This is a genomic window from Halorubrum ruber (assembly GCF_018228765.1).
Classification (GTDB): domain Archaea; phylum Halobacteriota; class Halobacteria; order Halobacteriales; family Haloferacaceae; genus Halorubrum; species Halorubrum ruber.
On sequence record NZ_CP073695.1, the window covers coordinates 1,813,102 to 1,827,920 of the forward strand.

The following is a 14,819-nucleotide window of genomic DNA, read 5'->3' on the forward strand; positions in this document are numbered from 1 at the left end:
AGTCACAGGTCGCGCCAGGCGCCGAGGAACCGCTGGACCGCCGTCAGGTGGCCGACGACGGCGAACAGCGCGAGCAGGAGGCCGACGACGTTCAGCCCGGCGACGACCGGCGCAGAGTAGACCGCGGCGGCGACGCCGACGATCCCGGCGAGCGCAAGCCGGTCGGCCCGGCCGAGCAGGCCGCCGTACTCGCGGCCGATCCCGACCGCCTGGATCTGCGTGCCGAGGTAGGAGGTGAGGAGGACGCCGGTGACGGCGGCGAAGCCGAGCGCGTACGCCTCGATCCCCGCGGTGAACCCCGCGATGATCGCCACGTCGGCGTAGCGGTCGAGGACGTGGTCGAGGAAGTCGCCGCCGTCGGAGGCGACGTCTTGATGGCGCGCGAGTGCCCCGTCGACCACGTCGAGCCACCCGTTGAGGAGGACGAGCAGCGCGCCGGCCGCGTAGAGGGGCGACGACCCGGCGGCGAAGGCCCCCGCGGCCGCGACGGCGACGAGGAAGGCGATTACGCTCACCTGATCGGGCGAGAGGCCCAGCCTGTCGGCCGCCGACACCCACGGGCCGAGGAGGCGGTCCGCCACGGACCGGTACTGGTCGAGGGTCATCTACCGTCTCGACGCTCGCGGTCGGCTCATATATAATCGATGAAGTCCACGGTGCCGGCGCTCGGCTCCCGCTCGCCCTCGATCGCGGCGCGGACCGCGTCGGCGACCGCCTCGGGGTCGCGGTCGGTCGCGTCGACCTCGTAGACGTTCTCGGCGCCGTGTTCGGCGACCGCCTCCGAGAGGATCACGTCGAGCGCCTCGCTCTCGGCATTCTCGGCGGCCGTCTCGGGCGACTCGCCGCGCTCACGGAGCCGCGACTCGATCGTCTCGGGGTGACACCGCAACACGACCACGCGGTCGACGTCGAACCGGTGCGCGAGGTGGGAGTCGAGGACGCCGCTCCAGTCGCCGAGATCCTCGCGGACCGCGTCGAGATCGGCGACCAGCGTGTCGCGGTCGGCGTCGCGCTCGGTCCAGAGGTCGTCGTCGGACTTGATCCGGTTGTTGAGGTGGATCACGTCGTAGGCGTCTTCGAGCAGCGCCGTCGCGGTCGTCTTGCCCGTTCCGGGGTCCCCGTGACGGCGACGCGGTCGGCGCGGCCGCGGTCGGAGTCGGCCGAGGTCTCGGTGCCGTCGGTCACGCGCGAGCCTCGAGTTCCAGGTCCGCGAGCGTCTCGTTGAGCAGTTCGACCGCCTCGCGGGTCTCCTCGCGGGTGCCCGTCGAGATCCGGACGTGCTCCGGGAGGCCGAACGAGGTACAGTCGCGGATTATCACCCCGCGCTCCTGGGCCGCCTCGGCCACGCGCTCGCCGTCGCCGACCGCGGCGAGGACGAAGTTCCCCGCGGAGTCGATGGTGGGCGCGTCGAGCTCGCTCGCGATGTACTCGCGGGCCCAGCGGGCGGACTCGACCGACCGTTCGACGTGCTCGTCGTCGTCGAGCGCGGCGAGCGCGGCGCGGCAGGCGAGTTCGTTCGCCGCGAACGGGGTGTTGACGCGGGCGTACGCCTCACCCCACGCCTCCGGGACGACGCTGTACCCGATCCGGAGCCCCGCGAGCCCGTACGCCTTCGAGAAGGTGCGGAGGACCGCCACGTCGTCGCGCTCGTCGACGAGGGGGATCGCGCTGTCGACCTCGGCGAACTCGCCGTACGCCTCGTCGACGACGAGGAGCGTCTCCTCGGCGGTCGCGTCCGCGATCGCCTCTATCTCGTCGAGTGGCATCGTCGACCCGGAGGGGTTGTGCGGCGAGGTGACGTAGACGATCCGCTCGCCGCCGTAGGCGCGCAGGACGGTCTCCGCGTCCTGCGCGAAGCCGTCGTCGGGGGTGAGCTCGTACTCCGTCACCTCGCCGTGGTGGTACCGCGAGGACATCGCGTAGTAGGCGAAGCCGGGGCTCGGCACCAGCACCTCGTCGCCGGGCTCTAACGCGGCCCGCGAGAGGTAGTCGATCGAGCCGTCGGCGCCCGGCGACACCCACACCTGCTCGTCGTCGACCCCCCACTTCGCGGCGATCTCCGCGGTGAGGTCCGTGTGCGATGACTTCGGGTACTGGTTCACGCGGTCGGCGTGCTCGCGGATCGCCTCGACGGCCGCCGGGCTCGGGCCGTGCGGGTTCTCGTTCGAGGAGAGCTTGATGAGGTCGTCGGGGTCGAGCCCGCGCTCGCGGGCGACCTCCTCGACGCCCCGACCCGGGACGTACTCGGAGTGGTCCGAGAGATCGCGTGGTTGCATGCCCGGAAGTCGGAGACCGGCGGGCTTAAGCGTGGTCTTGGCGGTCGAGGGCTCGCGACGGCACCGCCCCGCGGCTCACGACGACGGGGCGTCCGCGAACCGCCGCTCGGCCTCGGCGACCACGTCCGGCCGCCCCGCGAGCTCGACGGCGACGGTCTCGCCGCAGTAGTCGACGTCCGCGACGACGCCGCGGTCGTACGCCCACGAGAGCGCGGCCTGCGCGTCGCCGCCGTTGGGCGCCTCGACGGTCGCGGTCGCCGTCGGCAACGAGTCCGCCACCGCGTCTGCGAGGTCGGCGAGCCCGGTCCCCTCGCGGACGCTGATCGGAATCGGCGACCGGAGGGCGTCGACGACGGGCGTGTCGCGCGGGTCGAGGTCGGCGACGGCGTCCTCGTACGCCTCGACGGCGGCCGCGAGCCCGTCCGCCCCGACCTCGTCCGCCTTCGACAGCACCGGTATCACCGGGCCCTCTGTCGCCTCGATCGCCGTCAGCGACGCGCGGAGCTTCCGTCGGAGGTCGGCCGGCTCGTCGCTCGCGTCGACGACGAGCAGCGCGCAGTCGGCCGCCCGGACCGCGTCGATGGTCGTCCGGAACGAGCGCACCGCCTCGTGGGGGAGCCCGTCGAGGAAGCCGACGGTGTCGGTGACGAGGGCTCGCCGCCCGCCGACCGTCGCCCGGCGCGTCGTCGTCGAGAGCGTCTCGAACGGCCGGTCCGCGACCGCGAGCGGCCCGTCGCCCTCGGCCGGGTCGCCCTCACCCTCGTCGGCGTCGGCGCGGCCGGCGTCGGTGCGACCGACATCGCGAGCCCCGGCCTCGTCCCCGAAATCGGGGTTGTCGACCTCGTCGGCGAGCCGGCGAGCCAGCGTCGACTTCCCGGCGTTGGTGTACCCCGCGAGCGCGACGAGGTCGAACCCGGCGTCGCGGCGCTCCGCCCGTCGGGCCGCGCGGTCGTCGGCGATCTCGCCGAGCGCGCGCTCGGCGGATTCGATCCGCTTCTCGACGTCGAGCACGCGGCTGTCGCCCTCCGGCTGGAGGCGCACGTCCTCGCTCGCGTCGCGGGCGACCGCCTCCCGGAGCCGGGGGAGTTCGTACCGTAACCGCGCCAGCTCGAGCTGGCGGTCGGCCGCGCGCGAGTCGGCGGCGTCGGCGAACAGCTCTAACACGAGGCGCGGGCGGTCGATCACCGCGGTCCCGGGCGGCAGCAGGTCGCCCAGCGAGAACGTCTGTCCCGGCGACAGTCCCCCGTCGTAGATCACCGCCTCGGCGCCCGCGTCGGCCGCGAGCCGCATCAGCTCCTCGGCCTTCCCGCGACCGAGGTCGTAGGTCGGGTCCTCGCGGCGCCGCTGGGTAACCTCGCCGACCACCGCGTAGCCGGCCGCGGCGGCCAGCTCGCGGATCTCGGTCGTGTCCGGCTGCTCGCCGTCGGACCGGGCCGCGACGACGGCGGGGGTCGCGTCGGCGGCCGTGAGGTCGGTCTCGACGGACGTTCGGTCGGGATCGGCGCCCTGAGAGTCGCTTTTACTCGTTTCGGCGGTTTCGCTCGGTTCTGCGGTTTCGCTCGGTTCGGTCGTCTCGTTCGTCGTGGCGTCGTCTCGTGACATTCGGTCGGGCGCTCGCGTCGGCCCGGAGAGGGGAGCGTCTCGCGCTCCGGTCGCGGCTCTGGGGCGCGTGCGACCGGCCCGTCTCGTGCGGAGCGGGGCGGTCGCGTCGCGCCGCGGCGGTACCGTCAGCGGCCGGCGACGAACGAACTGGTCTCCATACCTCCGACTCTGTGGGCTCGCATATAAGCGTTCACCGGAAACGAGGTGTAGTACCGAACCGCAAAAACGGGGCGGCGCCCGAACGGCGCGCCGCTCAGGGGATCCGAACGTCGTGTTCCAGCGTCCCGACGCCCTCGACCTCCACCTCGACGGTGTCGCCGTCGGAGAGCGCCCCGACCCCCTCGGGGGTGCCGGTCGCGATGACGTCGCCGGGTTCGAGCGTGAGGTACGTCGTGATCTCCTCGATCAGCGTCGGCACGTCGAAGATCATGTGTTCGCGGTCGCTCGACTGCTTCGTCTCGCCGTTAACGCGGAGCTCGACGCTCGCGTCGTCCGGCACCTCGTCGGGCGTCGCGAGGACCGGGCCGAGCGGCGCGGCGCCGTCGAACGCCTTCCCGCGCACCCAGTTCTGCTCGCGGTTCTGGTCGTCGCGGTTCGACACGTCGTTCATACAGGTGAAGCCCGCGACGACATCCATCGCGTCCGCGGCGTCGACCGCCTTGCACTGCTCGCCGATCACGACCGCGAACTCCGCCTCCCAGTCGATCCGGTCCTTGCCGGCGGGGACGGTCACGGTGTCGCCGTGGCTCGCCACCGCGTTCGGCGGCTTGAGGAAGAGGAGAGGGCGGTCCGGTACGTCGTTGCCGAGCTCCTCGGCGTGGTCGGCGTAGTTGCGTCCGATACAGACGATCTTCGAGGGGTCCGTCGGCGCCAGCACGTCGATCGCGGGGTCCGAGAGCGCGTACTCGTCGCCGCCGAAGGCGACGGTGTCAGTCGCTGGGTCGTACTCGCCCTCGCGGATCGATCCGGCCGGGTTGCGGAACCGTGCGCGGTACATACGCGAGCGAACGGGCGGCCGCCCGAAAAGCGTTCCCGGAGAGGCAAGCGACGGCCGCGGGTGTCGGGGCCGCCGACTCACTCGGTCGCTTCCGTGGCCCGCTCGTCGCTGAAGGCGTCGTCCGCGGTGTCCCCGCCGTCGGCCTCGTCCGCGGCGTCCCCGCCGTCGGCATCGTCCGCGGCGTCCCCACCGTCGGCGTCCGCGTCTGCGAAGCCCTCGTCGTCGTGCCCGGCGTCATCGCCGTCCGCGTCGTCGGCCGCGTCCGCGTCGTCGACCGCGTCCACGTCGTCGACCGGGCCCGCGTCGTCCGCCATGTCGTCGAGCGACGGCGAGCCGACGCGGTCACCGAACAGCTCCGACCGGGCGCAGTCGGCGCAGTAGTGGTTGTGCCGCATCGAGTGGGTCCGGACCGGGACGCCGGCGACGACCGTCTCGTCGCGGCGCCGCCTGACGAGGCCGCGCTCGAACGCCTCGCCGCAGACGACGCAGGGCTCCTCGACGGACTCGGGCGGGCGGACGATCCGGTGGTCGACCGTCTTCTTCCGGCCGAACGCCGTGACCCCGTGGCGGCGGTCGAGGCGCCGGCGGACCGGCGGGGCCACGCCGAGGCCGAGCCCGATGAACGCGAGGCCGATCAGGGCGGCAGGCGGGGAACCGCTCGTCGCCGCGAAGTAGGCGATCAGGCCGCCGATCGCCAGCAGTAGCGCGATGAGGATGTACCCGGCAGCGGTCTCCGTCAGACTCTCGCCCGCGGCGCTCGACGGCGCGCGCGCCGCCGTCTCGTCGCCGCGGACGAGCCGCCGTCGCTCCGCCAGCTTGGAGTAGTGCCACCAGCCGTACAGCAGGTTTCCGATCCCGCTGGTGAAGATGAAAAGCAGGATGTGGACGCCGACGGATCCGATACCGCGGTCGACGAGGACGACGCGGTCCCCGTCGTCCCGCTCGACGTTCCACCCGGCGTCGAGGTGGTCCTGGACGCGGCGGCGGAAGGCGCGGGAACTCTCTCGCGGGGTCGACGCCGAGCGCGACGGGGACGAGTCGGGGTCCGCCGACTCCTCGGTCGCGCGGCCCGCCGGCTCGGACGCGTCGGGCCCGCCGCCCGACCGCGACGCGCCGCAGTTCGAACAGAACCGGTCGTCGTCGTCAAACGCCTCGCCGCACGCGGAGCAGTACGCGGGGTCGGCGGGGTTGCCGAGGTCGGCGCCGCAGTCGGGGCAGAAGCTCGCCCCCGCCGGCACCGCCTCGCCGCAGGCGGGGCAGGCGGCCGGCGGGCCGCCGGGGTCGCTGGTCTCGGAGGGCATCTACTCTGCGTTCGCGTTCGTGCCTGTTAATTGCTTTCGCCGGCGGACGACGCGATCCGCGGCGTCGAGTTTTATTACGGCCCGCCGAGATGTATCGGACGTACCATGGAACTCACCTGGCACGGCCACTCCACGTGGCACGTCGTGGTCGAGGACACGGAGCTGCTCATCGACCCGTTCTTCGACAACCCGAAGACCGACGTCGACCCCGAGGAACTCGACCCCGACTACCTCCTCCTGACCCACGGCCACTCCGACCACATCGCCGACGCGGACCGGTTCGAGGGGGCCACCGTGGTCGCGACGCCGGAACTGACCAACTACGTACAAGAGAACTTCGGCCACGAGCACACACTCCCGGCGGGCGGGATGAACATCGGCGGCACCGTCGAGTGCGGCGACGCGTGGGTGACGATGGTCCGCGCGGACCACTCGAACGGCATCGACAACGGGTACGGCACCTCCGGCGGCATGCCGACCGGGTTCGTCATCGGCGACAAGAAGCCGACTCAGGAGTCCGACGCAGACTGTACCACGTTCTACCACGCCGGCGACACGGGCCTGATGTCCGAGATGGTCGACGTGATCGCCCCGTACCTCGAACCGGACGCCGCCGCTCTGCCCGCCGGCGACCACTTCACGATGGGCCCCGCGGGCGCTGGCATCGCCGCCGACTGGGTGGGCGCCGACGTCGTCTTCCCGATGCACTACGACTCGTTCGGCCCGATCGAGATCGAGACCCGCGAGTTCGTCAACGAGGTGAAGGCCGCGGGCGCCGCCGCCGAGCCGGTCGTCCTCGAGGGCGACGAGACGTACACGCTGGACTGACTCTCAGAGAGGGCGGCCCCATCGGTGATTCCACCTTTTTTCCGAGCCGACCGCGTAGCGACGCGACCGTCGTTCGGTGAACGCGACCCTCGCCCCGGCAGCGACGTCCCGTGTCGGCAGCCTTTAGCGGTGGGAGGCCGAAGCCACACTCGACTATGGCAGACATCGAGACGTCCACGGTTTCCGAGGAAGGGTACGCGAGCACCAGTCAGGTCGGCGAGTTCGACCTCCAGATCGACGCGACCGACGAGACGGGCCCGAACCCGAACGCGACGCTCGTCGCGACGTACGCCTCCTGTTACCTCCCGGCGCTCCGCGTCGGCGGGAGCCAGCGCGGCGAGGAGGAGCTCGGCACAATCCAGATCGACGCGAGCGCCGAGCTCGACGACGACGACGACCTCGAATCGATCGCCTTCGACGTCCACGTCGAGGCCGACCTCGACGACGAGACCGCCGCCGACATCGCCGAGCGCGCCGAGGGCATCTGTCACGTCCACAGCGCGCTCCGCGAGGGGCTCCACGCCGACGTCAGCGTCTACCCCGGCGCGTTCTAAGGCCCGACCGCCGCGGCGACCGTTCCTTTTCGCAGTCGGTTCGGACGCGCGACCCGCGCTCAGTCCCGGGGCTCGACCGCCTCGCCGGGCGACTCCGACGCCTGCGGCGACGGGTCCGGGCGGTCGACGCCGGTGAACTCGAACCGAGCGCCGCCGCGCTCTCCCTCCGTGACCACGACGTCCCAGCCGTGCGCCTCGGCGATGCGCTGGACGATTGAGAGCCCGAAGCCGGTCCCCGTCTCGGAGGTGGTGTAACCGCTCTCGAACACCTTCTCGCGCTCGTCCGGGCCGATCCCGGGCCCGTCGTCCTCGACGTAGAAGCCGTCCGGGAGGTCGCCGACGACGACGCGCTCGCCGCCGTGTTCGGCGGCGTTGCGGAACAGGTTCCCGAGGAGCTGCCGGACCCGCCCCGGGTCGGCGCAGATCTCGCCGTCAGCGCCGACGTCGACCTCGATCGGAGCGGCCTCCGCCTCGCCGTCAGCGGCGTCGCCGGGGTCGCCGGCGTCGCCGCCGAACGGGTCCTCCCCGTTCGCCGATCCGAACGCGTCGTCGCTGTATCCGCCGGCCAGCTCGCCGAGGTGGACGCGCTCGAACGACCCGACCGCCTCGCCCTGCTTCGCGAGCGCGAGCACGTCCTCGATGAGCCGCTCCATCTCGTCGAGCGCGCGCTCGCAGCGGTCGAAGTAGGAGTCGTTCCCCGTCTCGCGCGCGAGCCGGAGGTACCCCGAGAGGACGTTGAGCGGGTTCCGGAGATCGTGCGAGACGATGCTCGCGAACTCGTCGAGCCGCTCGTTCTCTCGCTCGATGCGTCGCTCGTACGCCTTGCGCTCCGAGATGTCGCGGCTGCTCGCCAGGAACCGGTCCTCGCCCTGGACGTCGATGCGCCGCACGTGGACCTCGACCGGGAACGTCGAGCCGTCCGCGCGGGCGAAGGTCGTCTCCAGCCGGACCGTCTCGTCCATCTCCAGCCCGTTCCAGAGCCGAACGCCCTCCTCCGGGTCGACCTCGGTGTCCACTTCCCAGACGTCCATGCCGACGAGCTCCTCGCGGTCGTAGCCGAGCGCGTCGGTCATCGCCCGGTTCGCGTCGACGATCTCGCCCGCCTCGTCGTGGATGTCGACCATGTCCGGCGAGCGCTCGAACAGCGCCTCCAACCGCGCCGTGGTGCGTTCGAGCCGCTGCTGTCGCCGTCGCTCGTCGGTCACGTCGCGGGAGATGCCGAGAATCCCGTCGAACTCCCCGTCGATAACGAGGCGAGTCAGGCCGTAGTCGACGATCGCCTCGGACTTCCCGGGCAGGTCGACCTCGACCGTCCCGGCCAGCGAGTCGCGGTCGCCGTCGACGAGGGCGTCGTACCGGTCGCCGTCGCCCGCCGCCCGAATGCTTTCGACGAGGCGGCTCTCCCGGCCGACGAGCGCCTCGGGATCGGCCGCTAACACGTCGGCGGTGTGGTCGTTCGCGAGCGCGATGCGGCCGTCGGCGTCGTAGATACACACCGACTCCGGCAGCTCGTCGACGATGCGGCGGTACCGCTCCAGCTCGCGCTCTCGCTCCTTCTCCTCGGTGACGTCGATGTGGATGCCGACGGCCCGGAGCGGCTCGCCGTCGTCCGTCCGCTCGACGACCCGGCCGCGGTCGCGGATCCACTTCCAGTCGCCGGACTTCGTCCGCATCCGGAAGTCGGCCTGATAGAGGTCGGTCTCCCCCGCGAAGTGCGCCTCGATGGCGTCCCAGGCGTCGTCGACGTCGTCCGGGTGGACGCGGTCCTCCCACGCCGACAGGTCGAAGTCGATCTCGTCGGCCTCGTGGCCGAGCATCGCCGCCCACCGCTCGTCGAACCGGACCTCGTCCGTCCGGACGTTCCAGTCCCAGACGCCGACGTCGGCGCCCTCGACGGCCAGCTGGAGGCGCTCGGAGAGCTCGCGGAGCTCCCGCTCCCGTTCCCGCTTCTCCGTCACGTCCCGGAAGTACAGCGCGAGCCCGTCGGGCGTCGGGTAGGCGTTCACGACGAGGTCGGCGCCGAGCCGGTCGACGTGCGCCTCGAACCGCACCGGCTCGCCGGTCTCGGCGGCCTCGCGGAGGGCTTCCTCGCCGTCGGTGTCCGTGGTCTCCGGGAACAGGTCCCAGATCCGCTCCCCGAGCAGTTCGTCGGCGTCGAGGTCGATCATCCGGACCGCGCGGTCGTTGAGGTACGTGATCCGCCACTCGTCGTCGACCTCGCAGAACGCGTCGGAGACGCGCTCCAAGTGCTCGGCGACCCGGCGCTCGCCCCGGGTCCGCGAGACGAGGCCCTCGACGGCGCCCGCGAGCCGAGAGTACTGATCGGACGCCTCTCCCTTGCGGAGGTACTCGTCGACGCCCGCGGAGACCGCCTCGCTGGCGACCGCCTCTGACCCCTCGCCGGTGAACAGCACGAACGGGACGTCGCCGTGTCGATCGCGGACGGCTTCGAGCAGTTCGATCCCGTCGGTCTCCGGCATCTCGTAGTCCGAGACGACGCAGTCGTACGACGACGCCGAGAGCGCGTCGAGCGCCGCCGACGGGCTCTCGACCGGCGTCGCCTCGATCCGGTCGTCGCGCGACTCCAACAGCGAGGCGGCCACGTCCGCGAACCCCGGCTCGTCGTCGACGACGAGCACGCTGACGAGCGAGCGCTCTCGCCCGCCCGTCGACCCGTCGCCGTCGTCGGCACCCTCCGCTTCCCTCATCTGAATTGGTGTTTTCTATTCGACATGATAACCGTTTCGTTCGGTTTCACCGGACGACCGTCGAAACGGCGATGCCGGAACCGACGGGGAGGACCGCGGTCTCCACGGCGTCGTCCGAGCGGACCGTTCCCACGTACTCGCCGATGCCGCGCGTCTCCCCGTCGACCGCGTCGTCCGGGAGCGGTTCGCCCGCCTCGAAGTGCGCGACGAGGGCCTCGAAGTCGATCGGGCCGCGGGTGACGTTGTCGGCGACGATCACGCCGCCGGTCCTGACCTTCGGGAGCACCGTCCGGTAGGCGTCGGCGTACCGCCCCTTCTGGTGGTCGATCAGGACCACGTCGAAGGGGCCGTCGTAGCGGTCTATCGTCTCCATCGCGTCGCCGACCTCGAAGGTGACGCGGTCGGCGTAGCCCCCCTCGTCGGCGAACGCGACGCCCCGTTCGGCCTCGTCGGCGTCGAACTCGGTGCAGACCACGCTCCCGGCGCCGCCGCGGAGGAACCACGTGGCGGAGTAGCCGAACCCGGAGCCGAACTCGAAGACGCGGTCGGCGTCCGTCAGCCGCGCGAGCAGTCGGAGGACCGCCCCCGCCTCGGGGCCGATGATCGGGAACCCCCACTCGTCGGCGAGGTCGGCCATCTCCGCCTGGACCGGCGTGTGTTCCGGCGCCGTCGCGGCCAGGAACCGGCGCGCTGGGTCCGTGAGCACGTCCATGCGAGCGCATCGGACGCGTGTCACTTAAATCGGACCGGCGGGCGCGACTCCCGACGGGCGAGGGCCGCCGGACTGGCACCCGGCCGGCCCCTGAAAACTGTTAAGTCGCGGTCGGTCGACCGATTCGATAATGTACGATCCCGAGGAACTCGCCGAGATCCGGGCGGCCAAGGAGTCGTGGGAGGACGGTACCTACGGCGAGACGGTCGACCGGTTCGGCGAGCGCGAGGAGACGTTCACCACCGACACCGGCGGCCAGGAGGTCGACCCCCTCTACACCCCGGCCGACGTCGAGACGGACTACCGCGAGGACCTCGGTTACCCCGGCGAGGAGCCGTACACCCGCGGCGTCTACTCGACGATGCACCGCGGGCGGCTGTGGACGATGCGCCAGTACGCCGGGATGGGCACCGCCGCGGAGACGAACGAACGCTTCCAGTACCTCATCGACGAGGGGTCGTCCGGGCTGTCGATGGCGTTCGACCTCCCGACGCAGATGGGGTACGACTCCGACGCCGCGATGGCCGAGGGAGAGGTCGGGCGCTCCGGCGTCGCCATCGACACGCTCGACGACTTCGAGACCGTCTTCGACGGCATCCCGCTCGACGAGGTGTCCACGTCGATGACGATCAACGCGCCCGCCGCGGTCCTCCTCGCGATGTACGTCGCGATGGGCGACGAGCAGGGCGTCCCGCGCGACCAGCTCCGCGGGACGATTCAAAACGACATCATGAAGGAGTACATCGCGCGGAACCTCTACATCTACCCGCCGAAGGAGTCGATGCGGCTGATCACGGACATCTTCGAGTTCTGCGCGGCCGAGACCCCTTCGTTCAACACCATCTCCATCTCCGGGTACCACATCCGCGAGGCGGGCTCGACCGCGGCCCAGGAGATCGCGTTCACCCTCGGCGACGGCATCGAGTACGTCGAGGCCGCGCTCGACGCCGGGCTCGACGTCGACGAGTTCGCCCCGCAGCTCTCCTTCTTCTTCAACGCCCACAACAACATCTTCGAGGAGGCCGCGAAGTTCCGCGCCGCCCGCCGGATGTGGGCGCAGATCATGGAGGAGCGGTTCGACGCCCAGAACCCCAAATCGAAGCAGCTGAAGTTCCACACCCAGACCGGCGGCTCGACGCTCACCGCCCAGCAGATCGAGAACAACGTCGTCCGCGTCTCCTATCAGGCGCTCGCGGCGGTGCTCGGCGGCACCCAGAGCCTCCACACGAACGGGAAAGACGAGGCGCTCGCGCTGCCGACCGAGAAATCCGTCCGCACCGCGCTCCGCACCCAGCAGATCCTCGCCCACGAGTCGGGCGCGGCCGACACGATCGACCCGCTCGCGGGCTCGTACTACGTCGAGAACCTCACCGACGGGATCGAGGAGGAGGCGTTCGAGATCTTAGAGGAGGTCGACCGACGCGGCGGGATGCTGGAGGCCGTCGAGAGCGGGTGGGTCCAGCGGCAGATCCAGGACGTCGCCTTCGAGCGACAACAGGAGATCGAGGAGGGCGAGCGGATCATCGTCGGCGTCAACGAGTTCGAGGTGGACGAAGAGCCGGAGATGGACCTCGAAGAGGTCGACCCGGACCAAGAGCAGAATCAGCGAGACCGGCTGAACGGGGTGAAGGCCGAGCGCGACGACGATGCGGTCGACGACGCGCTCGCCGGCCTTCGCGAGGCCGCACAGGGGTCCGACAACGTGATGCCGCACATCATCGACGCGGTAAAGGCGTACGCGACGGTCCAAGAGATATCGGACGTGCTCCGCGACGAGTTCGGGGAGTACAAGCCGGGACGGTAGGTCGGGTCGCGACGCGCTCCCGTTCGCGGACGGCTCAGTTCGCGCCGCGGACGACGTGCCCGTACTTCAGGAGCGCGACGAACACCGCGCCGCCGAAGGCGTTGCCGAGCGTCGCCAGCACGAGGAATCCGACGTAGTCCGCCGGGGTGATCGCGGACGACACGATCAGCCCGAACAGCACCTCGACGTTGCCCGCGATCGAGTGCGGGAGGTGGAGCAGGCCGATGGTGCCGGTGACGATCAACACGAGCAGGATCCGCGCGGTCGTGTCCTGCGCCGCCGTGATGAGCCACGCCAGCAGCCCCATCAGCCAGCCGGCGAAGACGCCGCCGACGAACAGCCACGTGAGGTCGTGGTCGACGAGCTTCAGGGCGATGGTCTCGAACGCCGCCGGGTCAACGACCCCGAGCTCCGGCATCAGGAGCGTCACGAGCAACGTGAACAGCAGCCCGCCGACGATGTTCCCGACGTACACCAGCCCCCAGAGCCGGCCGAGCTGGCGGACCGACGCCTGGCGGTCGAGGACGGGGATCACTGCCAGCGTCGTGTGTTCGGTGAACAGCTCGGAGCGGCCGAGGATGACGAACATGAACCCGATGGAGTAGACGCTCGCTAACAGCAGCTCGGTCGGGAGGTCGCCGAAACCGCCGGGCGAGAGGGTCAACACGACGGCCATCATCAGCGGGCCGAACCCGATGTCGAGCCCCGCCGACAGCCCGGAGAGGAGCAGCCCGGAGCGCTCCCGGTTCATCTCGTGGAGCCCGCTCTCCAGCAGCGAGCCGAGGATGTTCCGCGACGTCATCTGCTCCGTCGAGTCGGTCTCTGAGTCGCTCACGGGGTGGATCGTCCCCGCTTCGACCGGACCGCACCCAAACCTTTGGATCCCGGCGGGGAGCGACGGGAAGGCACTTCGTCCGACTCGGTTGAAACCCTCACCAGGAGACATATTCTGCTCCGGTTGTGGTCAATACAGACGTAACGACGAGCGATTTCGGGAGTACGTGTAGTACGTCGTGAGTGAGGTCATTTATAAACCAGAGTGCGGTGTTGCTGTCGGCTATTTATAAGTGACTGACGCCACCGCGGCGAGTGTCTCCAAAGCCCCAGCCGGGAGGGCGTCGTACGCTCGCTGTCGTTCGAAAGGCGCGAAGCGCCTTTCGTGATGACGAGAGAGCTTTGCTCTCTCGAACCACGCTCCTCGGTCGCTCACTCCGTTCGCTCCCTGCGGTGCTTACGTCGCCTACGACGCCCTCACGGCTGCCCCTTTGAGTCCCGCCCCACACAGCGACCGCACCTCACGCCTCCCCAACCTCGCCGCTCACGCCCTGCGGGCGTTCGCGGCGTCCCTCGCGCGTGCGACTCGCGCCCTCCGGGCGCTCGTCGGCACGCGCCACCGCACTCCTTTTATAAGCGCTCGTCGCAGTGGCTCACGGCAATTTAAATACTGAATCGCTGCTACCGATCTGCGATACTCACTCCCGCACTCGATCAAGAAGCACTCTTCAGCAACTGGCTGTTTCAGACGAGAGCGGAGCTGAATAGTAGTGTTTCAACGGGGCTCTTCGCCCCGGCGCTCTGACCCCGGCCCGCTCGGTCCTTATAAGTCGTCGGCGCCCATTCCGGCCCGTATGCGCTTCGACCACGTCGGCGTCGCGACACGCGACGCCACCGCCCTCGCCGACCTGTTCGGCGGTCTGCTCGACGCACCGGTCGCCCACGAGGAAGCGTTCGACGGGATGCGCGTCGTCTTCCTCGAACTCGACGGCGGCGGCTACTTCGAGCTGCTCGAACCGGACGCGGGCGGGACGATCGCGGACTATCTCGACCGCGAGGGGCCCGGCGTCCACCACGTCGCGCTCGCGGTCGACGACCTCCCGACCGCGCTCGACGACGCGCGCGACCTCGACATCGACCTCGTCGACGAAGAGCCCCGTCCCGGCGCGTGGGGCCACGAAGTGGCGTTCTGTCACCCGGGATCGACGGGCGGCGTGCTCGTGGAGTTCGTCGAACACTGAGAGGCGGCGGCCCCTCTCGCTC

At 70.7% G+C, this 14,819-nt stretch carries 12 protein-coding genes and 1 pseudogene; 4 read left to right on the forward strand and 9 right to left on the reverse strand.

The features are described 5' to 3' along the window. Window positions 1-2: 2 nt before the first annotated feature. The 6 genes and pseudogenes from J7656_RS09005 to J7656_RS09030 all read right to left on the reverse strand — a co-directional run bounded on the left by J7656_RS09005 (window position 3) and on the right by J7656_RS09030 (window position 6,176). Window positions 3-605 carry a CDP-alcohol phosphatidyltransferase family protein gene (locus J7656_RS09005; RefSeq protein WP_211553084.1) on the reverse strand — a complete coding sequence of 201 codons (603 nt, stop codon included), beginning with the start codon at window positions 603-605 and terminating at the stop codon, window positions 3-5. Between the two features lie 26 nt (window positions 606-631). Beyond that, window positions 632-1,185: pseudogene (locus tag J7656_RS09010) on the reverse strand (adenylate kinase family protein). Next, the gene (hisC, locus tag J7656_RS09015; RefSeq protein WP_017343208.1) at window positions 1,182-2,276 is read right to left on the reverse strand and encodes a histidinol-phosphate transaminase; all 1,095 of its coding nucleotides are present in this window, start codon (window positions 2,274-2,276) and stop codon (window positions 1,182-1,184) included. Before hisC ends, J7656_RS09010 begins: the two are co-directional and overlap by 4 nt. A 75-nt stretch (window positions 2,277-2,351) precedes the next feature. Further along, on the reverse strand, window positions 2,352-3,878 hold the full coding sequence (locus J7656_RS09020; RefSeq protein ID WP_211553086.1) for an HflX-like GTP-binding protein: 1,527 nt from the start codon (window positions 3,876-3,878) through the stop codon (window positions 2,352-2,354). A gap of 253 nt (window positions 3,879-4,131) precedes the next feature. Continuing rightward, entirely contained in the window at window positions 4,132-4,875 is a 744-nt protein-coding gene (locus tag J7656_RS09025) for a fumarylacetoacetate hydrolase family protein (RefSeq protein ID WP_017343206.1), read from the reverse strand. 77 nt (window positions 4,876-4,952) lie between these two features. Continuing rightward, window positions 4,953-6,176, reverse strand: a complete 1,224-nt coding sequence (locus tag J7656_RS09030; protein ID WP_017343205.1) for a DUF8108 domain-containing protein — start codon at window positions 6,174-6,176, stop codon at window positions 4,953-4,955. A gap of 105 nt (window positions 6,177-6,281) precedes the next feature. Here J7656_RS09030 and J7656_RS09035 point away from each other — a divergent pair, with 105 nt between their 5' ends. Both J7656_RS09035 and J7656_RS09040 read left to right on the forward strand, forming a co-directional pair. Then, window positions 6,282-7,004 (forward strand): metal-dependent hydrolase, encoded by a 723-nt coding sequence (locus tag J7656_RS09035; RefSeq protein WP_017343204.1) that lies wholly within the window; start codon window positions 6,282-6,284, stop codon window positions 7,002-7,004. A gap of 155 nt (window positions 7,005-7,159) precedes the next feature. Next, window positions 7,160-7,558 (forward strand): OsmC family protein, encoded by a 399-nt coding sequence (locus tag J7656_RS09040; protein WP_211553088.1) that lies wholly within the window; start codon window positions 7,160-7,162, stop codon window positions 7,556-7,558. Window positions 7,559-7,617: 59 nt separating this feature from the next. Here J7656_RS09040 and J7656_RS09045 read toward each other — a convergent pair whose 3' ends face one another. Together J7656_RS09045 and J7656_RS09050 are read right to left on the reverse strand one after the other, a co-directional pair. Then, entirely contained in the window at window positions 7,618-10,266 is a 2,649-nt protein-coding gene (locus tag J7656_RS09045; protein ID WP_211553090.1) for a hybrid sensor histidine kinase/response regulator, read from the reverse strand. A 46-nt stretch (window positions 10,267-10,312) separates the two neighbouring features. Further along, window positions 10,313-10,978 (reverse strand): O-methyltransferase, encoded by a 666-nt coding sequence (locus J7656_RS09050; protein WP_017343201.1) that lies wholly within the window; start codon window positions 10,976-10,978, stop codon window positions 10,313-10,315. Between the two features lie 130 nt (window positions 10,979-11,108). On the opposite strand from J7656_RS09050, the gene J7656_RS09055 reads away from it, so the two are divergent. Continuing rightward, window positions 11,109-12,782 carry an acyl-CoA mutase large subunit family protein gene (locus J7656_RS09055; RefSeq protein ID WP_211553092.1) on the forward strand — a complete coding sequence of 558 codons (1,674 nt, stop codon included), beginning with the start codon at window positions 11,109-11,111 and terminating at the stop codon, window positions 12,780-12,782. 34 nt (window positions 12,783-12,816) lie between these two features. Here J7656_RS09055 and J7656_RS09060 read toward each other — a convergent pair whose 3' ends face one another. Beyond that, entirely contained in the window at window positions 12,817-13,617 is an 801-nt protein-coding gene (locus J7656_RS09060) for a formate/nitrite transporter family protein (RefSeq protein ID WP_017343199.1), read from the reverse strand. A gap of 793 nt (window positions 13,618-14,410) precedes the next feature. On the opposite strand from J7656_RS09060, the gene mce reads away from it, so the two are divergent. Next, window positions 14,411-14,797 carry a methylmalonyl-CoA epimerase gene (mce, locus tag J7656_RS09065; RefSeq protein ID WP_017343198.1) on the forward strand — a complete coding sequence of 129 codons (387 nt, stop codon included), beginning with the start codon at window positions 14,411-14,413 and terminating at the stop codon, window positions 14,795-14,797. Window positions 14,798-14,819 lie beyond the last annotated feature (22 nt).

Excerpts from the sequence above, each read along its gene's own strand:
- J7656_RS09005 (WP_211553084.1), bottom strand. The coding sequence starts at position 605 with ATGACCCTCGACCAGTACCGGTCCGTGGCGGACCGCCTCCTCGGCCCG.
- hisC (WP_017343208.1), bottom strand. The coding sequence starts at position 2,276 with ATGCAACCACGCGATCTCTCGGACCACTCCGAGTACGTCCCGGGTCGG.
- J7656_RS09020 (WP_211553086.1), bottom strand. The coding sequence starts at position 3,878 with ATGTCACGAGACGACGCCACGACGAACGAGACGACCGAACCGAGCGAA.
- J7656_RS09025 (WP_017343206.1), bottom strand. The coding sequence starts at position 4,875 with ATGTACCGCGCACGGTTCCGCAACCCGGCCGGATCGATCCGCGAGGGC.
- J7656_RS09030 (WP_017343205.1), bottom strand. The coding sequence starts at position 6,176 with ATGCCCTCCGAGACCAGCGACCCCGGCGGCCCGCCGGCCGCCTGCCCC.
- J7656_RS09035 (WP_017343204.1), top strand. The coding sequence starts at position 6,282 with ATGGAACTCACCTGGCACGGCCACTCCACGTGGCACGTCGTGGTCGAG.
- J7656_RS09040 (WP_211553088.1), top strand. The coding sequence starts at position 7,160 with ATGGCAGACATCGAGACGTCCACGGTTTCCGAGGAAGGGTACGCGAGC.
- J7656_RS09045 (WP_211553090.1), bottom strand. The coding sequence starts at position 10,266 with ATGAGGGAAGCGGAGGGTGCCGACGACGGCGACGGGTCGACGGGCGGG.
- J7656_RS09050 (WP_017343201.1), bottom strand. The coding sequence starts at position 10,978 with ATGGACGTGCTCACGGACCCAGCGCGCCGGTTCCTGGCCGCGACGGCG.
- J7656_RS09055 (WP_211553092.1), top strand. The coding sequence starts at position 11,109 with ATGTACGATCCCGAGGAACTCGCCGAGATCCGGGCGGCCAAGGAGTCG.
- mce (WP_017343198.1), top strand. The coding sequence starts at position 14,411 with ATGCGCTTCGACCACGTCGGCGTCGCGACACGCGACGCCACCGCCCTC.